22 protein-coding genes and 1 pseudogene are annotated in these 21,241 nt (G+C 42.5%); 13 read left to right on the forward strand and 10 right to left on the reverse strand.

All coding sequences use genetic code 11. The features are described from left to right. Nucleotides 1–28 precede the first annotated feature (28 nt). Genes AACQ38_RS17120 through AACQ38_RS17130 form a run of 3 tightly spaced genes read right to left on the reverse strand, consistent with a single transcriptional unit; the run spans nt 29 to nt 1,539 of the window. Complete coding sequence (locus tag AACQ38_RS17120) at nt 29–430, reverse strand: DUF1240 domain-containing protein (RefSeq protein WP_165578656.1); 402 nt, start codon at nt 428–430, stop codon at nt 29–31. Further along, nucleotides 420–1,289: a hypothetical protein gene (locus AACQ38_RS17125; RefSeq protein WP_242685613.1), complete on the reverse strand. Its 870-nt coding sequence runs from the start codon at nt 1,287–1,289 to the stop codon at nt 420–422. The genes AACQ38_RS17120 and AACQ38_RS17125 overlap by 11 nt, the downstream gene beginning before the upstream one ends. A gap of 43 nt (nt 1,290–1,332) precedes the next feature. Further along, nucleotides 1,333–1,539 (reverse strand): hypothetical protein, encoded by a 207-nt coding sequence (locus AACQ38_RS17130; protein WP_165578657.1) that lies wholly within the window; start codon nt 1,537–1,539, stop codon nt 1,333–1,335. 345 nt (nt 1,540–1,884) lie between these two features. Here AACQ38_RS17130 and AACQ38_RS17135 point away from each other — a divergent pair, with 345 nt between their 5' ends. The 3 genes from AACQ38_RS17135 to murP all read left to right on the forward strand — a co-directional run bounded on the left by AACQ38_RS17135 (nt 1,885) and on the right by murP (nt 5,057). Further along, nucleotides 1,885–2,364: an Hcp family type VI secretion system effector gene (locus AACQ38_RS17135; RefSeq protein ID WP_165578658.1), complete on the forward strand. Its 480-nt coding sequence runs from the start codon at nt 1,885–1,887 to the stop codon at nt 2,362–2,364. A gap of 278 nt (nt 2,365–2,642) precedes the next feature. Next, nucleotides 2,643–3,548 carry an N-acetylmuramic acid 6-phosphate etherase gene (murQ, locus tag AACQ38_RS17140; RefSeq protein ID WP_165578659.1) on the forward strand — a complete coding sequence of 302 codons (906 nt, stop codon included), beginning with the start codon at nt 2,643–2,645 and terminating at the stop codon, nt 3,546–3,548. Between the two features lie 30 nt (nt 3,549–3,578). Further along, nucleotides 3,579–5,057, forward strand: a complete 1,479-nt coding sequence (gene murP, locus AACQ38_RS17145) for a PTS N-acetylmuramic acid transporter subunit IIBC (protein ID WP_165578660.1) — start codon at nt 3,579–3,581, stop codon at nt 5,055–5,057. Between the two features lie 40 nt (nt 5,058–5,097). Here murP and AACQ38_RS17150 read toward each other — a convergent pair whose 3' ends face one another. Next, nucleotides 5,098–5,706: a LysE family translocator gene (locus AACQ38_RS17150; protein ID WP_165578661.1), complete on the reverse strand. Its 609-nt coding sequence runs from the start codon at nt 5,704–5,706 to the stop codon at nt 5,098–5,100. 104 nt (nt 5,707–5,810) lie between these two features. Here AACQ38_RS17150 and AACQ38_RS17155 point away from each other — a divergent pair, with 104 nt between their 5' ends. The 3 genes from AACQ38_RS17155 to AACQ38_RS17165 are packed head-to-tail and all read left to right on the forward strand — an operon-like array spanning nt 5,811 to nt 7,894. Continuing rightward, nucleotides 5,811–6,788, forward strand: coding sequence for a hydrolase (locus AACQ38_RS17155; protein ID WP_011144785.1), 978 nt, complete (start codon nt 5,811–5,813; stop codon nt 6,786–6,788). Continuing rightward, a complete protein-coding gene (locus AACQ38_RS17160; RefSeq protein ID WP_011144784.1) occupies nt 6,788–7,006 on the forward strand; it encodes a YheU family protein in 219 nt (72 codons plus the stop codon). Before AACQ38_RS17155 ends, AACQ38_RS17160 begins: the two co-directional genes overlap by 1 nt. Before the next feature lie 18 nt (nt 7,007–7,024). Further along, nucleotides 7,025–7,894: a phosphoribulokinase gene (locus AACQ38_RS17165; RefSeq protein ID WP_058588694.1), complete on the forward strand. Its 870-nt coding sequence runs from the start codon at nt 7,025–7,027 to the stop codon at nt 7,892–7,894. A gap of 125 nt (nt 7,895–8,019) precedes the next feature. Here AACQ38_RS17165 and AACQ38_RS17170 read toward each other — a convergent pair whose 3' ends face one another. Then, on the reverse strand, nt 8,020–8,427 hold the full coding sequence (locus AACQ38_RS17170; protein ID WP_011144782.1) for an OsmC family protein: 408 nt from the start codon (nt 8,425–8,427) through the stop codon (nt 8,020–8,022). 320 nt (nt 8,428–8,747) lie between these two features. Here AACQ38_RS17170 and crp point away from each other — a divergent pair, with 320 nt between their 5' ends. Beyond that, nucleotides 8,748–9,380: a cAMP-activated global transcriptional regulator CRP gene (crp, locus tag AACQ38_RS17175; protein WP_010848517.1), complete on the forward strand. Its 633-nt coding sequence runs from the start codon at nt 8,748–8,750 to the stop codon at nt 9,378–9,380. 49 nt (nt 9,381–9,429) lie between these two features. Here crp and argD read toward each other — a convergent pair whose 3' ends face one another. Both argD and AACQ38_RS17185 read right to left on the reverse strand, forming a co-directional pair. After that, nucleotides 9,430–10,641, reverse strand: coding sequence for a bifunctional acetylornithine/succinyldiaminopimelate transaminase (argD, locus tag AACQ38_RS17180; RefSeq protein WP_165578662.1), 1,212 nt, complete (start codon nt 10,639–10,641; stop codon nt 9,430–9,432). A 123-nt stretch (nt 10,642–10,764) separates the two neighbouring features. Beyond that, nucleotides 10,765–11,340, reverse strand: a complete 576-nt coding sequence (locus AACQ38_RS17185) for an aminodeoxychorismate synthase component II (protein ID WP_011144780.1) — start codon at nt 11,338–11,340, stop codon at nt 10,765–10,767. A 248-nt stretch (nt 11,341–11,588) separates the two neighbouring features. Here AACQ38_RS17185 and AACQ38_RS17190 point away from each other — a divergent pair, with 248 nt between their 5' ends. Further along, entirely contained in the window at nt 11,589–11,939 is a 351-nt protein-coding gene (locus AACQ38_RS17190) for a YcgJ family protein (RefSeq protein WP_011144779.1), read from the forward strand. A gap of 99 nt (nt 11,940–12,038) precedes the next feature. Here AACQ38_RS17190 and ppiA read toward each other — a convergent pair whose 3' ends face one another. Beyond that, nucleotides 12,039–12,608 (reverse strand): peptidylprolyl isomerase A, encoded by a 570-nt coding sequence (gene ppiA, locus AACQ38_RS17195; RefSeq protein ID WP_165578663.1) that lies wholly within the window; start codon nt 12,606–12,608, stop codon nt 12,039–12,041. A 307-nt stretch (nt 12,609–12,915) separates the two neighbouring features. On the opposite strand from ppiA, the gene yihA reads away from it, so the two are divergent. Further along, nucleotides 12,916–13,548 (forward strand): ribosome biogenesis GTP-binding protein YihA/YsxC, encoded by a 633-nt coding sequence (yihA, locus tag AACQ38_RS17200; RefSeq protein WP_011144777.1) that lies wholly within the window; start codon nt 12,916–12,918, stop codon nt 13,546–13,548. Nucleotides 13,549–13,629: 81 nt separating this feature from the next. Here yihA and AACQ38_RS24150 read toward each other — a convergent pair whose 3' ends face one another. Continuing rightward, the gene (locus tag AACQ38_RS24150) at nt 13,630–13,677 is read right to left on the reverse strand and encodes a hypothetical protein (protein WP_438361642.1); all 48 of its coding nucleotides are present in this window, start codon (nt 13,675–13,677) and stop codon (nt 13,630–13,632) included. 343 nt (nt 13,678–14,020) lie between these two features. Here AACQ38_RS24150 and AACQ38_RS17205 point away from each other — a divergent pair, with 343 nt between their 5' ends. The 3 genes from AACQ38_RS17205 to AACQ38_RS17215 all read left to right on the forward strand — a co-directional run bounded on the left by AACQ38_RS17205 (nt 14,021) and on the right by AACQ38_RS17215 (nt 17,639). Beyond that, on the forward strand, nt 14,021–15,313 hold the full coding sequence (locus AACQ38_RS17205; protein ID WP_011144776.1) for an RCC1 domain-containing protein: 1,293 nt from the start codon (nt 14,021–14,023) through the stop codon (nt 15,311–15,313). A 377-nt stretch (nt 15,314–15,690) separates the two neighbouring features. Continuing rightward, complete coding sequence (locus AACQ38_RS17210) at nt 15,691–16,872, forward strand: RCC1 domain-containing protein (protein WP_165578664.1); 1,182 nt, start codon at nt 15,691–15,693, stop codon at nt 16,870–16,872. Nucleotides 16,873–17,033: 161 nt separating this feature from the next. After that, complete coding sequence (locus AACQ38_RS17215) at nt 17,034–17,639, forward strand: hypothetical protein (RefSeq protein WP_165578665.1); 606 nt, start codon at nt 17,034–17,036, stop codon at nt 17,637–17,639. Between the two features lie 90 nt (nt 17,640–17,729). Here AACQ38_RS17215 and polA read toward each other — a convergent pair whose 3' ends face one another. Next, on the reverse strand, nt 17,730–20,519 hold the full coding sequence (gene polA / locus AACQ38_RS17220; RefSeq protein WP_165578666.1) for a DNA polymerase I: 2,790 nt from the start codon (nt 20,517–20,519) through the stop codon (nt 17,730–17,732). Nucleotides 20,520–20,983: 464 nt separating this feature from the next. On the opposite strand from polA, the pseudogene AACQ38_RS17225 reads away from it, so the two are divergent. After that, nucleotides 20,984–21,231, forward strand: a pseudogene (locus AACQ38_RS17225) (HTH-like domain-containing protein). Nucleotides 21,232–21,241 lie beyond the last annotated feature (10 nt).

Genomic DNA, 21,241 nt, shown 5'->3' on the forward strand with positions numbered 1-21,241 from the left:
GAATTGATTGAAGTCAAAAACAACAATATCAATCACATAGCTTCATATCTTTCACATAAGTATTAGGAGACATCCAAGAGATTCTTGGACATACCAAATAGCCATCACTTCTTAACTTATAATTCACATACAAAGATGTAGGAAAACTTAAAACAATTGCAACAATAGCTATCGAACAAAAATATTTAACAAAATTATCATGATACTTTGGATAATGTCCAGTCACAGTAACAAAAACAATAAAAAATGTAGCATAAGAGATCAAAGGAAAAGAAAAAAATATTATAACAACACCACCTGAGAATATTATTTTTTCATCCATTTTAATTAAAGAATTTAAATTTCCCCCTGTCAAAAAAAAAGTGAATGACGTTAGAATGAAAATAAAAAGAGCGCAGATGATATGTATAGCCTTTTTTTTACTTCCCATAACCCCCCCAGTTATTAAGAAATTGATTGAAATTAGCTTCTGGAATTCTTGGTTTCCTCTCCATTTCTTTTCTAATTAAATTAATAACAGTTTCACTAATTTTAAATCTTTTATCTATAGCATCAAGTGCATATGTCATTACAAAACCTACGATAAACACAACACCAGCTACAAAAATTATGCTAGCACCAGCAATAGATGTAGCCATCATTACAGACCCAATAGCCCAAGAAACAAAAGCTGCTACTACTGCCTTAGCCAGATCCACAGCAATATTACCTAGAAAATCAGCCAGTGTGTATTCATCCTTAAATATAAGCTCAACCGTTCGATAAGCCGCGGAAAAGAATATACTGAACTTCATTCCCTTAACTATGCCACTATTCAGTCCTTGTTGCCCAATCCCCATAGATATCATCTTCATATTAGCAGCTTTATATCTTGAAGCCGTGATGATCTTTCTAACTCCCGCATAACCTGATATTTTAATGTATCTGTTTCCATCTTTACCCATATACTCTGTGGCTTTAATTCCTAATTTCTTAAACTCCCCAATAACATTAAAAAGATCAAGAGAATCATGTATGTTACCTGCATAGGGTGATATGGGATCGGTAATCTCAAATATTTTCTTTATAAATGGACTTTTGGGTTTTGGCGAGTCAATATCTTCTAGCACATCTTTCGCTTCATCTAACGATAGCAGCGCAATATAGGTTGTATTCTCTCTTAACTGCTTTTCGAGACCAATGGCATCAAAGAATTCATGCTGAGGTTTTAATTGGTTAGCTCCAACATGACCTCTCAGGAAATCCCCCATATAGCCCTCCAGCGAGGGGTTGTATTTTTTATATGTCATCGTGAAACCCTTTCCACATTTCTTAAAACCAATAATTATCACATTAGTGTCTAACCGCCGGAGTTTCTAATTTGAGAGAAAGAACACGGCCATCTGAAATCTTCATGTCGATCGCACAGGCTTGAGTTGACAACAATAACTCAAAACACTGCATCATCATCATTGCCAATTTTTCTTCTGGAATTAATGGGCTATTCACTAATACGTCAGTGAGCTGTTGTAATAACTGTTGCCTATCTCTATCGTTCATACGGCTAACCCCATTAGCAATTAAGAATTCGAAGATAGCACTATATTACATAAAAAATAGTCATGTCGACTATATAATAGCAAAATGTTAAACAAACGCAGAACGCCTACAGTTAAGTTACTGTATAGTAATACAAAATAATGCCTGATGTTTAAGGATAAAAGTAATAAATACATTATTGAGCAAAAAATTCCAAACTCTATTAAATACTGTTTCTATCCTTTAAGAAAGAAATTCAATATTGAACTGTTAATTTTTTTATATTTTGGTGTTAAGGTCGTACTTTCACCGCCTAGACATACAGTCTTAGGTAATTTAAATAAAGAGTTTGTCTGGTAATTACTTATGTCACATATAATTTATTTATCTTTAGATGGTAAGAAACAAGGTTTAATTTCTGCCGGTTGTTCAACGCTAGACTCAATAGGAAACCGATACCAACAGGGGCACGAAGATCAAATACAGGTATTGCATTTGAATCACACGATAACTCGCCAAAAGAATGTCGATCATCACCCGGTACAATTTATCAAGCCAATCGATAAATCATCGCCGCTGTTAGCATCCGCAATATCTTCAAATGAACTAGTGAATGCGATTTTCTTCTTTTACAGAACAAATTTCGCTGGGCAGTTAGAACTTTTCTATGAGGTCAAATTAACAGAAGCGAGTGTTGTTGACATTTCTTGCGTCTACCCGCATTCAATAAATGATAATGAAATGATGCCGTACGAAAAAGTCTTTCTCAAATATAGATCCATATCCTGGAATCACATAACCGCCGGCACATCTGCCTATAGTATATGGGATGATAGAATTTATTAATAAGCCAGCTTTAACTGATTGAATCACTATTATGAATATAAAGATTCTTAATCCTCAACACATTTTAAATAATTAACACCGTGATAATAATCACATTTTAAGAATAAATGATTTTTTATACCCTATGGATTTCAAGATGCATCGCGGCGGCAAGGGAGTGAATCCCCGGGAGCATAGATAACGATGTGACCGGGGTGAGCGAGTGCAGCCAACAAAGAGGCAACTTGAAGGATAACGGGTATATCATCAATTCCAGAATATTCCCTTAGGAAAACAATATGAAAATCAATCTCAACAATATGGTTACCGAAAGTCGTAATCCAGCCAGTGCCAACATTGATACTTTGCCAACCCTTGAAATGTTAAAACTAATTAATGACGAAGATAAAAAAGTCGCATTGGCTGTAGAACAAACTTTGCCAAAAATCGCTGAAACAGTAGACAAAATTGCCGAAGCATTTCGTCAAGGAGGTCGTTTAATTTATATCGGTGCCGGTACATCGGGCCGATTAGGGATTTTGGATGCCAGTGAGTGTCCTCCCACTTATGGTACCAAACCGGAACAAGTGGTTGGATTAATTGCCGGCGGGCATCAAGCCATTCTACATGCGGTTGAGAATGCAGAAGATAACCAACAACTAGGCGCAAATGATCTTCAAGCGCTACACTTTAACTCAAAAGATGTATTGGTTGGCATTGCCGCCAGTGGTCGTACACCTTATGTCTTGGGTGCCATGATGTATGCGAAATCCGTTGGTGCGACCGTTGCCTGTATTAGCTGCAACCCGGAAAGCCCGATGACACAAGCCGCCGATATTGCTATTGCACCGATAGTTGGGCCAGAAATTGTCACAGGTTCATCACGTATGAAAGCCGGTACAGCACAAAAGCTCATTCTGAATATGCTGACCACCGGTGCCATGATCCGTACAGGTAAAGTTTATAGCAACCTGATGGTGGACGTAGAAGCGACCAATGCCAAGCTGGTTGAAAGGCAGAAAAATATCGTTATCGCCGCCACCGAATGTAATCGTGAACAAGCTGAGCAGGCACTGGCTGAATGTGATGGACATTGTAAAACCGCCATTGTGATGATTCTGGCTGGCATCAATGCTCAACAAGCAAAGACTTTACTGAAAAAGCATCACGGTTTTATTCGACCGACGATCTCAGCCGTTCGGTAATGACTTCCTCTGCTGAGAAGGAGTAAGAAGATGGCGAAAATTAACCAGTCAGTCATTGCCCAGATCCTTAAAGCTATCGGCAATGCAAATAATGTGGCGCAATGTGGCAACTGCATGACTCGCCTGCGACTAACACTGCGTAACAGTACTCAGGTGGATAAAGTGGCGTTAAAACAGATCCCCAATGTGTTAGGTATTATTGAGAGCGACGATCAGTTTCAAATTGTGCTTGGGCCAGGAAAAGCCCAAGCGGCGGCTGAGATAATGAATGAATTGCTAAATTCTTCTACTCCTACAGCACAATCGAAACCAAGCGACACCCATTTAGCCAATATTGCTTCTGCTAATAAAAAGCAACTTAAAGAGAAACAAGTCAGTGCGGTACACAAATTCCTGACCAAATTCGCTACCATTTTTACCCCACTGATCCCCGGTTTTATTGCCGTTGGTCTGCTTCTCGGCTTTGCTACTTTACTTGAACAGATAACTATTCAGGGCGTTGAACACCCTAATACCATTTTGGTTGAAATCATCGGCTATATGAAAGTTTTCAGTAAAGGTATGTTCAGTTTTCTGAGTATTCTGATCGGTTATAACGCGCAAAAAGCATTTGGTGGTTCGGGAATAAACGGTGCCATTATTGCTTCGCTGTTTGTACTCAGTTATAACCCGGATGCCACCAGCGGTTTTTATTCCGGTATTTCTACTTTCTTTGGTTATAGCATCGATCCACGCGGCAATATTATCGGCGTTCTTATTGCCGCTATTCTGGGAGCATGGGTAGAACGACAAGTTCGTAAGATCATTCCAGACAATCTGGATATGATCCTCACTTCGGCTATTACTCTGCTAATCATGGGAGCCATTGCCTTTATCTTTATCATGCCGCTGGGGAGTTATCTATTTAGCGGCATGTCATGGTTATTCCTTCACCTTAACGGCAATCCTTTTGGCACGGCGATATTGGCTGGGCTATTTTTACTCGCTGTTATGTTTGGTATTCATCAAGGGTTTGTTCCCGTCTATTTCGCACTCATGGAGGCTCAAGGCTTTAATTCTCTGTTCCCAATTCTTGCAATGGCAGGCGGCGGGCAGGTTGGTGCAGCGCTGGCACTGTATGTCAAAGCGAAAAAAGACTCGCTGCTGCGCACGCAGATAAAAGGCGCGATTATTCCAGGCTTGCTCGGCATCGGTGAACCGTTGATTTACGGAGTCACACTTCCACGGATTAAACCCTTTATCACCGCCTGTTTAGGCGGTGCCGCCGGTGGTTTCTTTATCGGTTTAATAGCTTATTTAGGATTACCTGTTGGGTTGAATACGGTTTTTGGTCCATCCGGATTAGTAGCACTGCCACTGATGACCTCAAACAGCGGTATTTTTGCCGGAATGGCAGTGTACGCCGCCGGGCTAGTGGTGGCTTATATCAGCGGTTTTGTACTGACTCTGATCTTCGGGAATAAAAAAATAGAGGTGCTTAAAGCCGATGTCCAAAGCCAAAAAGAATGAATAAATATTCTTTATAACCAAAATACAATTTACCGATGAATTACCCAATCCAGATTAATGGCACACAAGTTGCCGTTAATACGCCCATCATGATGTTGAAAATAAACCAAGCATTGCGACTACGGAGTAACGTCCCTATCAACGAACCAAAGCCCGCCCACACCATGCCGCACAAGAAATTAATAAACATCACTGCAATACTGATCACGATGATGGAATAGAGATAGTGATCACCGGCAATACTGTAGCTGCCAACCGCACCCAACCCCATCAGCCAAGCTTTGGGATTCAAAAACTGCAATAACCAACCTTGATACCACCGCACCGGCTTGATAACAGCGCTATCTTTGGTATCCAGACGTCGGTAACTGGCTGTTGCTGTTTTCCATGCCAGCCACAGCAAATAGAGGCTACCTGCAATTTTCATCACCGTGTGAATAGCAGGATAGACCAACAACAATGCGGCTATTCCGAAAGCCGCCAGATATAAAATCGTCTGCATGCCCAGAACAACGCCAAAGAGTAACCCCAAAGAGCGGATAAAGCCGAAGTTAGCGCCTGATGAAGTCAACAACATGTTGTTTGGACCCGGTGTAATGGAAGAAATAAATAAAAAAGTTGTTAATGAAAAAATTAGGCTTGCTGTCATGAAGAGTTACCTTTCATCCTGAACAATGGCGTTTCCCTTTCACAGAAAATATCAGTATGTTATTCACCATACAAGATAACTAATCAATTTAACTCGAAACCATTATGACCGATATCTTTCGTCCTCTAACCGGAGCCAGTAATCCGCATTTGCAGACACTCCTCCCGCGTCTGGTGCGGCGGTATCCTGAACTGCAACCCTATTGGCAACGACTTGATTTACCAGATAACGATTTTGTTGATCTGGCGTGGAGTGAAGATCCCGCCACCGCAGCACACAAGCCACGATTGATCCTATTTCATGGTCTGGAAGGCAGTTTTCACAGCCCTTATGCCCACGGTTTGCTTCATATCTGTCAGAAGAAAGGTTGGCTTGGTGTTGTCATGCATTTCCGCGGATGCAGTGGTGAACCAAACCGCCAAAAACGTCTCTATCATTCTGGCGAAACAAGCGATGCCCGTTATTTTCTAAGCTGGTTAAAACAGACTTACGGTGATGTCCCCACCTCAGCCGTAGGTTATTCAGTCGGCGGTAATATGCTGGCCTGCTATCTGGCAGAAGAAAAAATAGATGCTCAGATCAATGCTGCCGTTATTGTTTCCGCGCCTCTGATGCTGGCAGCCTGCTCCCTGCGGATAGAGAAAGGATTTTCTCATGTCTATGAACGCTATTTACTCAATAGCCTGAAACGTAATGCCACCCGCAAATTGTTACGCTACCCCGGTTCACTCCCCATCAATCTGTCTCAAGTAAAAGGATTGAAACATATTCGGGAATTTGATGAAATTGTGACCGCGAAAATCCACGGCTTTAAAAATGCAGCGGACTATTACCACCAGTGCAGTGCTCTGCCGCGTCTGCCTGATATTACTGTGCCACTGCTGATTATTCATGCTAAAGACGATCCTTTTATGGCACCGGAAGTCATCCCTGATCTCAAAATGTTACCCAAAAATATTGAATATCAAATGACAGAATATGGTGGACATGTCGGCTTTGTCAGTGGCTCATTGAAGAAGCCACAAATGTGGCTGGAACAACGCATCCCAAATTGGCTGTCATCTTATCTGGAGCAACCATAATGATTATCCCGTGGCAACAACTGGAACCCGAAACTCTGCTAAATTTGATAGAGAGCTTTGTCTTGCGGGAAGGCACTGACTATGGCGAAGATGAAAAATCGCTGGAGCAGAAAGTCGCTAATATACGCCATCAGTTGGAACGGGGGGATGTTATGCTGGTGTGGTCTGAACTGCATGAGAGCGTCAATATTGTGCCAAAAGAAATGTTCCATTCTTAACATTATGGAGTTTACTGAATGTCTGTCAAACATCCGATTATTGCAATTACCGGCTCCAGCGGTGCCGGAACCACCACCACCAGTTTAGCTTTCCGTAAGATTTTCCAGCAACTTAACATCAGTGCAGCGCAGATAGAAGGAGATAGTTTCCACCGCTACACCCGCCCTGAAATGGATGCCGCAATCCGTAAAGCCAAAGAACAAGGCAGGCATATCAGTTATTTTGGGCCAGAAGCCAATGATTTTGGCATGCTGGAAAAAACCATGATTGATTATGGTGAAACCGGTGAAGGCCGCCGTCGGAAATATCTTCATACCTATGACGATGCCGTCCCTTACAACCAGCTTCCCGGTACATTTACGCCATGGGAATCTTTACCCAAGCAGACCGATGTACTGTTTTATGAAGGTCTACACGGTGGTGTTGTCACACCACAACATAATGTTGCCAGTCATGTTGATCTGCTCGTGGGCGTCGTGCCGATTGTCAACCTTGAATGGATACAGAAACTTGTCCGCGATACCGGAGAACGAGGACACTCTCAGGAAGCTGTGATGGATTCCGTCGTGCGTTCTATGGATGATTATATTAACTACATTACGCCACAATTCTCGCGAACACATATCAACTTCCAACGTGTCCCTACCGTTGATACATCCAATCCATTCTCAGCCAAAGCCATTCCATCACTGGATGAAAGTTTTATTGTCATCCGCTTCCGTGATCTGACTCAAATTGATTTCCCATACTTGTTAGCAATGTTACAAGGCTCATTCGTTTCAAGCATTAATACCATCGTGGTCCCCGGTGGAAAAATGGGCCTAGCAATGGAATTAATTATGACACCCTTGGTGCAGCGATTACTGGAAGGGGAAAAGATTTGTTAATCAGCGCCTGAGGTCAATTTAGCAAATCCGGCACTTAAAATTTGCATCTTATATTATTCAGTTAAAAAAACAGGTAACTGAAATATTAGTTACCTGATGTTATTTTTTGATCACGAAATAATATCTTAATCTATATCTTTAACTTCAAAACTGTGGGTAATTTCAACTGATTTCCCCAACATCAATGCAACAGAGCAATATTTTTCTGCTGAAAGCATGACGGCACGTTCAACCGCTTTATCTATTAAATCTTTACCCGTAACAATAAAATGCAGATTAATATGAGTAAACAAGCGTGGCGGCTCTTCACGACGGCGGGAAGTTAATTTTACTTCACAATCTCTGATGTCATACCTGCCTTTATGCAAAATAGAAACTACATCAATCGTACTGCAACCACCGGCTGCCATTAATACCATTTCCATTGGGCTCGGTGCCTTATCACCGGCATTACCATCCATCATGATCTGATGACCGGAAGATGACTCCCCCAAAAGAGATAATCCTTCAACCCATTTTACCCGTGCTTGCATAAATACCTCTTAAGTCGTTCTTTGCATCCAAGCCTACTCTTTCAGTATTAAACTGGCAATCTAGTGAGCGGTTTATTATGCTGAAACAATACAAGACAAGACAGAAACCCTTTCCTGTGTTAAAAACAGAAGTGGGCTAAGTATAGGTAGGTTATGATCAATACTTAAGGTTCAAATTTCAGATAACCTATATAAAACCCTTATCTGTCGGTTTTTCAACAAACTAATATGTTAAGCTAGTGTCTTTATAAGCCAGCCTGACGAGAAACTTTTAGATTCTCGTGTTATTTAGGCAGCGATAACAACAGAGGATGAAACGAATGGTTCTCGGCAAGCCACAAACAGACCCCACTCTTGAATGGTTTTTGTCACACTGCCATATTCATAAATATCCATCTAAAAGTACGCTTATTCATCAAGGCGAAAAAGCAGAGACGCTTTACTACATTGTAAAAGGTTCTGTTGCAGTTTTGATTAAAGATGAAGAAGGCAAAGAGATGATCCTTTCCTATCTAAATCAGGGGGATTTCATTGGTGAACTTGGATTATTTGAAGAGGGGCAAGAGCGTACAGCTTGGGTACGGGCCAAAAGCGCCTGTGAAGTGGCTGAAATCTCCTATAAAAAATTCCGTCAACTGATTCAGGTAAACCCGGATATTTTGATGCGTTTATCTGCCCAAATGGCAAACCGTTTGCAAACAACTTCTGAGAAAGTCGGTAATCTGGCTTTCCTGGATGTTACCGGCCGAATTGCCCAAACTTTACTGAATCTGGCGAAACAACCAGATGCAATGACCCACCCAGACGGAATGCAAATCAAAATCACGCGTCAGGAAATTGGCCAGATTGTTGGCTGTTCCCGCGAAACAGTTGGTCGTATTCTGAAAATGCTAGAAGATCAAAATTTGATCTCCGCACACGGTAAAACTATTGTTGTTTACGGTACACGTTAACGCCCGATTAATCAGCGCATAATCCTGCGCTGATTTCTCTTGTATTTAATTACACCAACTGATTAATTACCTGCTCTAACCGCTCCATTCCTTGAGCAATCTCTTCTTCACTAATAATCAACGAAGGCGTGAAACGCAGTACATCGCCTCCCGCACTCAACAACATTAAGCCATTTTCAGCCGCCAGTTGCAGAATATCTTTAGCTTTTCCCTGATGTGGCGCTTTAAGTTCTGCCCCAATCAGCAGACCCTTTCCACGGATTTCACCAAATATCGAATATTTCTGATTGATATCATTCAGAAAATTCACCATTAAATTATGGCGTTTTTCAACTCCCGCCAGAACCGCTGGTGTATTAATAATATCAAAAGCAACATTTGCAACTGCACAAGCCAACGGATTACCGCCATAAGTTGTACCATGAGCTCCCGGTGTCATCACTGAAGCAATATTCGTTGTCGTCAGCATGGCGCTGATAGGGAAGCCATTTCCCAATGCTTTTGCCGTGGTAATGATGTCTGGCGTAACATCATAATGCATATAAGAAAATAGCTTACCAGTACGTCCCATCCCACTTTGCACTTCATCAAACACCAACAGCACCTGATGCTTATCACAAAGCTCACGCACCCCATGAATAAATGCCGGTGCTGCCGCCGTGACTCCCCCTTCGCCCTGAACCGGTTCTAATACAACAGCACAAGTATGGTCATCTATGACGGCCTTCACTGCATCTAAATCATTAAAAGACACATGAATAATATCCGCGGGTTTTGGTCCAAAACCATCAGCATATTTTGGCTGACCACCCACGGAGACAGTAAATAGGGTACGACCATGAAAGCCCTGATGAAATGCGATAATTTTGGTTTTATAGGGATTGTGACGCGCAATGGCATAGTGGCGAGCCAGTTTAAATGCCGCTTCATTCGCTTCCGCTCCTGAGTTGGCAAAAAACACCCGCTCAGCAAAAGTCGCATCAATCAGTTTCTGCGCCAGAATCAAAGCCGGTTCATTGGTGAAAATATTACTGATATGCCAAAGTTTTTCCCCTTGCTGCTTCAAAACATCCACTAACGCAGGATGACAATGGCCCAAAGCCACAACAGCAATCCCTCCCGCAAAATCAATATACTCTTTCCCATGCTGATCCCATACACGACTACCCTGCCCTCTCACCGGTATAAACTGCGCTGGTGAATAAATTGGCAACATAACTTGATCGTATGTGTTTCTATCTACTGCGATATGCTCCTTCATTTCCCCACCCGTTTTTTATATATACGCCATTCAGAAGTGAAAATATAATCACCGAATATGCATAAAAAATCAAAGATGGGCAAATGAAAAAGATGAATAAATGAAGAAATTATCGGTATCTGGTTAATATCTCAGAAAGTTGCTCAGTAACTGGTGACCTTGCTCACTGAGAATACTTTCAGGATGGAACTGCACCCCTTCTAGCGGTAGAGTACGATGACGAATGCCCATAATTTCATCGACATTGCCGTTATGCTGGCTCCATGCAGTGACTTCAAATGAGGCCGGTAATGTCTCTGCGGCAATCACCAATGAATGGTAACGAGTCGCGGTCAATGGCCGGTTAAGCCCTTTGAACACACCTTGCTGATTATGATGAATAGCAGAAGTTTTCCCGTGCATCACTTCTCTGGCTTTTACCACGCTGGCACCAAACGCCTGACCAATTGCCTGATGTCCAAGACAAACACCAAGAATCGGCAACTTATCCGAAAAATGAGAAATCGCAGACAGAGAAATGCCGGCTTCATTTGGGGTACAAGGGCCTGGGGAAATAACCAAATGGGTAGGCGTCAATCTCTCAATATCTTCAAGTTGCAATTCATCATTGCGCTTAACTAAAACATCTGTACCCAATTCACAAAAATATTGATATAAGTTATATGTAAAAGAATCATAGTTATCTATTATTAGTAACATAGGAGTCTATCCTACTCATTTTTTTCGCTGTATTTTGTTGCCCTGCCACTCCTGCAATTTGTTTATCCTGCACAACTGGCTCCAGGTAAAACGGCCTCGCAACAATGGGGCGGCTATCATAGCACATCAACATTTGTAGCATAGTACAACAAAATTAATGGCTGTTTTTTCTTCAATCAACTTACTCTCATAACCCTACAAAAAAACATACGCTCTATTTTGATATTCAATAAGTAAAGGTAATTGTTATGAAGACAAAACTGATTATAGCATCTCTTTTTTTACTGTCCTTCCCCACGCTGGCTGTTACCAAAGCCGCCAACATTTTCTTTCCGGAAAAAGGGGTGGTTTGTGATAAAAAAGGAAAATATTGCTCTGATCAACAAGGGCTATCACTAAAATTAACCGAAAGATATTTAGGTAAGAAAGCGGTAAAACGCCTGAAAAAAGAGATTGGTGATGGAAAAGATGTCGACTTTTCCTCTTACACTTTAAGTAACGGCGTACACTGTGAGAGTAAAGAGAAGAAATGCTACAAAGACAGATATTATCCACGAACCGAAGTAAATAAAGAATTTACCCAAAAGATGTATGAATAACGGCGAAACTGGCCTCCATTTAATGCAGGCCAGTTTGTTAATCTGATGAGAGTTAACCGGAAGACCAGAAACTGCCACAGCCAAAGTCATAGGAAAAAATTAAGGGATAATCTCCGCAGACAGAATAGCAACAGGTTTAACCGGTACATTCTGATATGGACCAACGTTTTCCGTTTTGACTTGAGAAATTTTATCCACAACATCCATACCTTTTACGACTTTACCAAATACTGCATAGCCAAAATCACGCTGACCGTGATCAAGGAAAGCATTATCCGCTACATTAATAAAAAATTGGCTAGTGGCACTGTCTTTATCAGCGGTACGTGCCATAGAGATAGTTCCGCGTAAATTACGCAGTCCATTATCTGCCTCATTTTTAATAGCAGCTTTAGTCGATTTTTGCTGCAAATCTTTGGTAAAACCACCACCTTGCACCATAAATCCAGGGATTACCCGATGGAAGATTGTATTGTTGTAATAACCCTCATTGACGTATTCAATAAAGTTTTTCGTTGTAATTGGCGCTTTCTGGTTATTTAATTCCAGTTCAATATTACCCTCCGTTGTTGTCAGCTTCACGTGGGTTTCTCCCACCGCCAAAGCCAGAGGTGCCATTGCGCTCAGAGAGCATGCAGTTACAAGTGCTACTAAAATACGTTTAAACATTCTGGGTTCCTATATTATTAAGGTCAACAACACAAACTGAATCAATTCTAATAATCTCTTCAACATCGTGCTTAATATTTACCTACATTTACGCTATCAATCGGCTGGTGCTTTGAAGAAAAATGTATCCTTTCAATAACAGGTTAAATTTTATTTCATAAACCGGAGCGTCATCAGTAACAAAATAGCAAGCTTGGTTCAACCCATCAGAAATATGTCATTATTTTTAATCCTGTCAACCAACAGTGGCTATCGGTATAATCCCCTTTGCCATATATTCAGCGCATTTCTCAGGGAGATAATCATTTTGACCATCAAAAACCACAACTATCATATGACCCGTTTTATCACGAGCGCACCTGATATTCGCCATCTGCCTCAAGATATGGGCATTGAAGTCGCGTTTGCCGGTCGCTCAAATGCAGGTAAATCTAGCGCTCTGAATGCTCTGACGAAACAGAAAAGCCTCGCCCGCACCAGTAAAACGCCAGGTCGAACTCAACTCATCAATTTATTCGAAGTAGAAGAAGGTATTCGCCTGGTTGACTTACCGGGTTATGGTTATGCCGAAGTGCCGGAAGAGATGAAACGCAAATGGCAAAAAGCACTGGGTGAATATCTGCAAAAACGTGAATGCCTGATCGGACTGGTTGTACTAATGGATATCCGTCACCCATTGAAAGATCTTGATCAGCAGATGATCCAATGGGCAGTCGCAATGCAAGTACCGGTTATGGTGTTGTTGACTAAAGCCGACAAACTGGCATCTGGTGCCCGTAAAAGTCAACTGAATAAGGTGCGTGACGCTTTGCTCGCGCTTAATGGGGATATTCAAGTAGAATATTTCTCAGTCCCGAAAAAAATCGGTATCGATAAACTACATCAGAAACTGGATATATGGTTCAGCCAGAAAGCCGTTCAAGTTGAAAACCATCGTTAATCCATCCTCTCTTTATACTTTTACGTGTTAAATTCAGTTGAAAAAAATGCCCCAGTCAAAATTGACTGGGGCAGCTAATATTCAGCTAAATCCGATTACATGAAGTAAAAGGTCTGAAAGATAGAACATCTTACCTCTGTACCCTACGCCAATAACTCTACCCTATTTTATTTATTAGAAAAAGCCTTTTTGTAATTTATTTTCAGAAATTATCTCGATTCAGCCAGGGGTTTTGCTCATTTTGACGCCATGAAATGTAGTTTAATTACATATTTATGCGATCTAGATCTAAATATGCATTACATGGACAACAAATCATTACAAGTGAATACAAAAAATTTATTTAACTAATAATATTACTTAGTGTAAATAAAATAACTGTTACACTTTCTCCCAATTGGGCATGGTTTTCCGCATAAACTCCTTGTGGACTAAGAATAAATCCGATACGACCTTAACCAGGAGAATAATAATGAACCAACATGATAATGCTTCATCAGGTATAAATCACAATAGTAACTCTCCATTAGAATGGGAAGAAAACGTCTATTGCAGCAATAACATAGCTCTCGCATCCACCATCGGAGCAACCGCTATGTTATTGCAGAATGGCAGTGTAATTACCTGGGGACTTACACATCTTGGCGGTCAAGTCCCACCTGACATTGCTGTATTACGAGATATCGTTAGCCTGAGCTCAACACAATACGCATTCGCAGCTTTACGGGCAGACCGCAGCGTGGTTGCCTGGGGAGATTCAGTTAACGGTGGACAACTTCCTCCCGACATTGCTCAACTAAAGGATATTGTTAGCCTGAGTTCAACGGCTAACGCCTTCTCAGCTCTACGAGCAAATGGTAGCGTAGTTGCTTGGGGAGATAATCGCTATGGCGGCCAAGTTACACCAGAAGTTGCCCAATTACAGGACATTGTCAGTGTAACTTCATCAGGTAATGCTTTCCTGGCTCTGCGGGCAAACCGCAGCATAGTTGCTTGGGGGCGTTTAGCTGGCGTGCTCCCACCCGAGATTACCCAACTACAGGACATCGTCAGTGTGCTTGGCAAAAACGACATGTACTCAACCTTCGCGGCCTTACGGGCAAACCGCAGTGTGGTTGCTTGGGGATATTCACTGTTTGGCGGTCAGGTTCCACCAGCAATTGCTCAATTACAAGATATCGTTAGCCTGAGTCAAACAGGTACTGCATTCGCAGCCCTACGGGCAAACCGCAGCGTGGTTGCCTGGGGAAATGCAAGCAGGAGCGGCACAGTTCCGCCTGCCATTGCCCAACTGCAAGATATTATTAATTTAATCGGTTCGGGCGGCACATTTATAGCTCTGCGGTCAAACCGTAGTATTGTCGCCTGGGGAGACACGCCAATCCCATCAGAAATTGCTGCATTAAGCGATATCGTTGACCTCATCACAACAAGTTCAGCTTTCACAGCCCTACGAACAAATCGTAGCGTGGTTACTTGGGGAACAATAGAGAGTATTGAGCAGGTCCCATATGACGCAGCCCAAGTACAGAATGTCATCAGCCTGAGTGCATCAAGTGATGCCTTTGCCGCCCTACGAGCAGACCGCAGCATAGTCGCCTGGGGAGATATATACAATGGTGGAAAAATTCCACCCGAAATTGCGAACTTAAAAGACGTTATCAGCCTGACGTCAACACCCCGTAGTTTTTCAGCCTTGCGAGCAAACGGCAAAAGAGTCGGCTGGGGAGGCGGAGATTTTGTATCGCATGGTGAATATGACTAATGCACCATTACACATGGCTTATAATCACTTAACATGTTAAACCAAAGGGAAAAAAAGCTTAACATACTGCGTTGGCATCAGGAAGAACCAATGTCCCAACGCAGTTGCTGATATTTTTTAACCTTATCATGTAAGTTCCGCAGTTTTTCGATGTTGTCAATTGACTCACTCATGCTGTTGAATCGTTACCCTGCCCACATAACATCCAACCTACACAATCAACTAATGACTTTTTCCTATTACACTTTTTTGCATTAATACATTAATATTTTTTAATTAGAGTAGTCATCTAACTTAGCCCGTATAGGGACAAGTTTTACAATACAGACTCCCTGTGGGTAAAGGTAAATCCGATATAACCTTATCAGGAAAGTAATATGAATCAATATGATAACTCATCACCGAACAAGAGTAATGATAAAAGCTCTTCTTTGGGAAGATATGCACTTGAAGATAATTGGCCAATTTATTGGAAAAAATATTCATTTAACAGCAACAACAGAGTTATTGCATCTACTCTCTCAGCAACTGCCATGCTATTGAAAAATGGCAGTGTCATCGCCTGGGGGAATACAAGGTTTGGCGGCTATGTTCCGCCTGAAATTGCTCAACTACGGGATATCGTCAGCCTGAGTTCAACAACTTATGCTTTTACAGCGCTACGAGCGGACCGTAGTGTGGTTATTTGGGGAAATATCAACCCAGTTTCACCCGAAATTACCCGACTAAAAGATATCGTCAGCCTGAGCTCAACAACTTCTTCTTTCGCAGCGCTACGGGCGAACCGTAGCGTAGTTGCCTGGGAAGATAGTTCTGGTAGTAATCTCCCATCCGAAATTGCCCAACTACAGGACATTGTTAGTCTGCGTGCAATAGGAGAGGGATTCGCAGCCTTACGGGCAGACCGTAGCATGGTTGCTTGGACCAACGGCAGAATAGTTTCACCCGAAATTGCACAACTAAAAGATATCGTCAGCTTGAGTGTAGCTAACTATACATTCGTAGTGTTGCGGGCGGACCGTAGCGTAGCTGCCTTGGGAAATATAATTCCACCCAAGATTGCTAAACTGAACGATATTGTCAGTCTGAGTACGACAAATCAAGCATTCGCGGCGCTACGGGCGGACCGTAGCGTGGTTGCCTGGGGACTTCCGGATCATAATGTCTGTATCCCACCCGATATTGCCCAACTACAGGATATTGTCAGCTTGAGTACAACAGCAGATGCATTTACAGCTTTGCGGGCGAATCGCAGCATAGTTTGCTGGGAAGATTCGGGTAAGGATAATCGAGTTCAAATTCCATACGAGATTTCTCAACTAAAAGATATCATCAGCCTAAGTTCAACAGAGGGGGCATTCGCAGCGCTGCGAGCAAACGGTAGTGTAGTCGCCTGGGGACACGGACAACATGGTGGTTATGTTCCCCCCGAGATCGCAAAATTAAAAGATATTGTCAGTCTGAATTCAACAGCGACTGCTTTTTCAGCTTTGCGGGTAGACGGCCGGAGAGTCGGCTGGGGCGGAGGAGATCTTTTAGAACATGGAGAATATAACTAGCTGGCTATTAGACATTATTTTTTCATCACAAATAAGAAAACCATTAACATCCCTAAACGAAAGCTGCACCCCAACTTAGCCCGTAAGGGTAAGCAAGTTTCACGACAACAAACTCCCTATGGGTAAAGGTAAATCCGATACGACCTTATCAGGAGAGTAATATGAATCAACCTAATGATTTCTCACCAGATATAAATACTGATGATAGTTTTATAAAACAATACTGTAAATCTGCAAGATATAGTAATGATAGTAACATTGATCATAATAATAGCTATATTGTCACCAATGAAAGAGTAACCGCCATGTTATTACAAAATGGCAGTGTAATCACTTGGGAAAGCCCCTTTTACTGGTGGGACGGTGACAATCATGGCAGCCTAATCCCCCCTGAGATTATTGCATTACGAGATATCACCAGCTTGAGTGCAACTAACCGTGCATTCGCAGCGCTACGGGCAAATCATAGCGTGGTTGCTTGGGGAGATGAGAATTATGGTGGTCAACTCCCACCCGAAATTGCCCAACTACAAGATATCGTCAACCTGAGTTCAACACGTGGAGCATTCGCAGCTCTGCGGGAAGACCGCAGTGTAGCTTCTTGGGGAGATCTTTATTTAGGAGGAAGAATGCCATCCGAAATTGCTAAATTGAAAGATATTATTAGCCTGAGTGCAACACAATTGACATTTATAGCTATACGGGAAAATGGCAAGAGAGTGGCTTGGGGAGGCGGTGACACCAGAGCACATGGTGACTATGATTAGCAGAGCTATTAAACATTGCTGTTTATGGTGAACAGTTCAAAAAAGGCTGAGCCAAATACACAGCTCAGCCATCACTGTTAATTCAAAATATCAGTGCGCCTGATCCCAATTGTCACCGATACCCACATCCACTTTCAACGGAACATCAAGCACCATACTCTTCTCCATCAATTCACGAATTTTCTGTTTTGCATATTCAAGTTCTGATTCATGAACCTCAAATACCAGCTCATCGTGAACCTGCATAATCATACGAACTTTCGGCGCTTCACTGACAATCCAATCATCCACTGCAATCATGGCTTTTTTGATGATATCCGCAGCAGTTCCCTGCATTGGTGCGTTAATAGCTTCACGCTCTGCTGCCTTACGGCGCATGGCATTGCGAGATTTGATATCTGACAGATAAAGACGACGACCATCCAGCGTTTCAACGTAACCCTGCTCTTCCGCTTGTTTACGAGTACGCTCCATATACGCCAATACCCCCGGGTAGCGCTCAAAATAGAGATCCATATAGCGCTGAGCTTCGCCGCGAGGAATACCTAACTGACGGGAAAGGCCAAATGCACTCATTCCATAGATCAAACCAAAGTTAATCGCTTTGGCACTACGGCGCTGCTCACTGGTTACCTGTTCCAGTGGCAAACCAAAGACTTCCGCCGCCGTTGCCCGGTGAATGTCTTGTCCCTCAGCAAAAGCCTTTAACAACCCTTGATCTTGAGATAAATGGGCCATAATCCGCAACTCAACCTGAGAATAGTCAGCAGCCATAATCCGGTAACTTTCAGGTGCCACAAACGCCTGACGAATGCGGCGGCCCTCTTCATTACGGACAGGAATATTTTGTAAATTAGGATCACGTGAAGAGAGACGCCCAGTTGCCGTTACCGCTTGGTGATAGGAAGTATGCACCCGTTTGGTCAGCGGATGGACCATCTGCGGTAATTTATCGGTGTAAGTGGATTTCAATTTTGCCAACCCACGATGCTCTAAGATCACTTTCGGCAATGCATGGGTATCTGCCAACTCTTCCAGTACCTCTTCATTCGTGGATGGCGCACCATTTGGCGTTTTCTTTACCACCGGCAATTTCAATTTTTCAAACAATATCGTCTGTAACTGTTTTGGCGAAGCCAGATTGAAAACTTCACCTGCTAATTCGTGCGCTTCTTTTTCCAACTCATCCAGACGGGTAGTGATCTCTTTTGAATGCTCAGCCAAAATATTGGCATCAATAAGTACACCTGTACGTTCCATGCGGGAAAGCACCATAACCAGTGGCATTTCTGTATTCAGGAATACCTTTTCTAGCGTCGGCGCTTTCTCCAATTGCGGCCACATAGCCTGATGCAGCAATAAAGTAACATCTGCATCTTCTGCGGCGTACATTGCGGCCTGTTCCACCGCGACCTGATTAAAAGTGAGCTGATTTTTACCTTTACCAGCAATCTCTTCAAAAGTCGTGGTCTTATGATTCAAATGGCGTTCAGCCAAGCTATCCATATCATGCCGACCCATGCCTGCAACGCTATTAAGTACGTAAGATTCCAGCATGGTATCGTAAGCAATGCCTTGCAGTTCAATGCCGTAACGCGCCAACACGCCACGATCAAACTTAATATTCTGACCAATTTTCAGCAGGTTACTATCTTCAAGTAGCGGTTTTAATGCAGCCAACACAACTTCTCTGTCAAGTTGTTCAGGCGCGCCCAGATAGTCATGCCCTAGAGGTAGATAAGCCGCATCGCCGGCAGAAATTGCGAATGACACCCCCACCAGATTAGCAGTCAAAGTATCAAGGCTGTCAGTTTCGGTATCAAAAGCAAAAACAGACGCTTTTTTCAGTTTCTCAATCCACTCATCAAAGCTTTGCTGATCAAGAATAGTCTGATAATTATCAGAAGAGAGTGTGGCCGCCGCAGATTTATCCTCCGTCGGAGATGATTCATCATTACCAGTGGATACCGGTTTTTTGCCTTTCTCTGCCAACCAATCGCCGTTTGCCACATCACTTAACCAACGTTTGAACTCATAACGAGAAAACAACTGGTGCAGTTTCTCCGTATCAGGCTCTTTGACTGACAAAGCAACGCAGGTTTTATCCAACTCAACATCGGTTTTAATAGTTGCCAGTTGATAGGAGAGATAAGCGACATCTTTATGCTGCACCATCTTATCCGCCAGCGTTTTCGCCCCACGGAAACTGAGCCCGGCAATTTTATCCAGATTGGCAAAGATATCATCCATGCCACCAATCCCTTGCAGTAATCCCAGTGCGGTTTTTTCTCCCACCCCAGGTACGCCAGGAATATTGTCAGAAGAGTCTCCCATTAATGCCAGAAAATCGATAATCAGCTCCGGCGGCACACCATACTTTTCAACGACGTCTTCCGGCCCCAAAATGGTGTTATTCATGGTATTGATAAGCGTGATATTCGGCGTGACCAGTTGCGCCATATCTTTATCGCCAGTGCTGATAAGTACCGCACGCCCCTCTTTTTCTGCCTGTAACGCCAAAGTCCCGATAACATCATCAGCTTCTACTCCGGGCACCACCAGCAATGGTAATCCCATAGCTTCAACCATCTGATGTAGCGGTTCTATCTGAGTACGCAGATCATCCGGCATAGGAGGACGATGAGATTTATACTCAGCGAACAATTCATCACGAAAAGTTTTGCCTTTAGCATCAAATACCACCGCTACATGGCTTGGTTTGTACTGCATTATCAAGCTGCGGAGCATATTCAATACACCATACATGGCTCCGGTCGGTTCCCCTGCGCTATTCGTCAGCGGAGGGAAAGCATGATAAGCACGATAAAGGTATGAGGAGCCATCAACCAAAATCAGGGGATTGTCTGCTATCTGAGCCATAAATCTTCTTCACTATCTGTATCTGTTACGGGTGTGATAAGGAAATAGGATGCCACAGCAAGAAGTAGGAAACGAATTTTATGTGAATTTTCTTTACTGAAACCTGATTCAGATACTCACACCCTGCTATAAATTCTGTGGATAACTTTGTGCATAGATATTACAAGTTCTATTTAGCTATATATCGTTGATAAAAAAAACTTATCAACCCTAGGTAAAAAATCAATGACTTATAATCTTAGTCATCAAACTGTCATATTGCCTTATAGATCACAGAGTTGTGGATATAACCAGAGTTTGTCTTACAAAAAAGTCTTCCTGACATGCATTGTGCCAAAGGTTCTCACTCTCGTTTCCCCCCGTTTCTGCTGACTCAACCTGAGGTTGGAAAAACGGTGTCTTATGGTTTCAGTTTCTATGCTCATTTTTATGCCCTTTATATAAGCACGTGAGTAGTGTTAAATATGAGTGAAAACGAGATTTACAGACGCATAACGCTTGCTCTTGACAAAGCGCCAAGAAACCAGTTTACGGTTGAGTTACATTTGCAAATGCTCAAGCATGCCGACGAATTAAAACACATTACAGAGAGGGAGTTTTGTGAAGGTGTAGGTTTTCGCCCGGGCTTCGGCACGAAGTCGCGGAATTTAGTAAAATGCGTAATTTGACCTCTCATCTTAAAGCTGCTGGTCTTGACACGAATCTTCTTTGAACAAAATATT

Origin of the sequence: Photorhabdus sp. RW14-46 (assembly GCF_963887965.1) — a bacterium.
GTDB classification, from domain to species: Bacteria; Pseudomonadota; Gammaproteobacteria; order Enterobacterales; family Enterobacteriaceae; genus Photorhabdus; species Photorhabdus laumondii.

Coding starts and splice junctions, on each gene's coding strand:
- AACQ38_RS17120 (WP_165578656.1), bottom strand. CDS start 430: ATGGGAAGTAAAAAAAAGGCTATACATATCATCTGCGCTCTTTTTATT.
- AACQ38_RS17125 (WP_242685613.1), bottom strand. CDS start 1,289: ATGACATATAAAAAATACAACCCCTCGCTGGAGGGCTATATGGGGGAT.
- AACQ38_RS17130 (WP_165578657.1), bottom strand. CDS start 1,539: ATGAACGATAGAGATAGGCAACAGTTATTACAACAGCTCACTGACGTA.
- AACQ38_RS17135 (WP_165578658.1), top strand. CDS start 1,885: ATGTCACATATAATTTATTTATCTTTAGATGGTAAGAAACAAGGTTTA.
- murQ (WP_165578659.1), top strand. CDS start 2,643: ATGAAAATCAATCTCAACAATATGGTTACCGAAAGTCGTAATCCAGCC.
- murP (WP_165578660.1), top strand. CDS start 3,579: ATGGCGAAAATTAACCAGTCAGTCATTGCCCAGATCCTTAAAGCTATC.
- AACQ38_RS17150 (WP_165578661.1), bottom strand. CDS start 5,706: ATGACAGCAAGCCTAATTTTTTCATTAACAACTTTTTTATTTATTTCT.
- AACQ38_RS17155 (WP_011144785.1), top strand. CDS start 5,811: ATGACCGATATCTTTCGTCCTCTAACCGGAGCCAGTAATCCGCATTTG.
- AACQ38_RS17160 (WP_011144784.1), top strand. CDS start 6,788: ATGATTATCCCGTGGCAACAACTGGAACCCGAAACTCTGCTAAATTTG.
- AACQ38_RS17165 (WP_058588694.1), top strand. CDS start 7,025: ATGTCTGTCAAACATCCGATTATTGCAATTACCGGCTCCAGCGGTGCC.
- AACQ38_RS17170 (WP_011144782.1), bottom strand. CDS start 8,427: ATGCAAGCACGGGTAAAATGGGTTGAAGGATTATCTCTTTTGGGGGAG.
- crp (WP_010848517.1), top strand. CDS start 8,748: ATGGTTCTCGGCAAGCCACAAACAGACCCCACTCTTGAATGGTTTTTG.
- argD (WP_165578662.1), bottom strand. CDS start 10,641: ATGAAGGAGCATATCGCAGTAGATAGAAACACATACGATCAAGTTATG.
- AACQ38_RS17185 (WP_011144780.1), bottom strand. CDS start 11,340: ATGTTACTAATAATAGATAACTATGATTCTTTTACATATAACTTATAT.
- AACQ38_RS17190 (WP_011144779.1), top strand. CDS start 11,589: ATGAAGACAAAACTGATTATAGCATCTCTTTTTTTACTGTCCTTCCCC.
- ppiA (WP_165578663.1), bottom strand. CDS start 12,608: ATGTTTAAACGTATTTTAGTAGCACTTGTAACTGCATGCTCTCTGAGC.
- AACQ38_RS17205 (WP_011144776.1), top strand. CDS start 14,021: ATGAACCAACATGATAATGCTTCATCAGGTATAAATCACAATAGTAAC.
- AACQ38_RS17210 (WP_165578664.1), top strand. CDS start 15,691: ATGAATCAATATGATAACTCATCACCGAACAAGAGTAATGATAAAAGC.
- AACQ38_RS17215 (WP_165578665.1), top strand. CDS start 17,034: ATGAATCAACCTAATGATTTCTCACCAGATATAAATACTGATGATAGT.
- polA (WP_165578666.1), bottom strand. CDS start 20,519: ATGGCTCAGATAGCAGACAATCCCCTGATTTTGGTTGATGGCTCCTCA.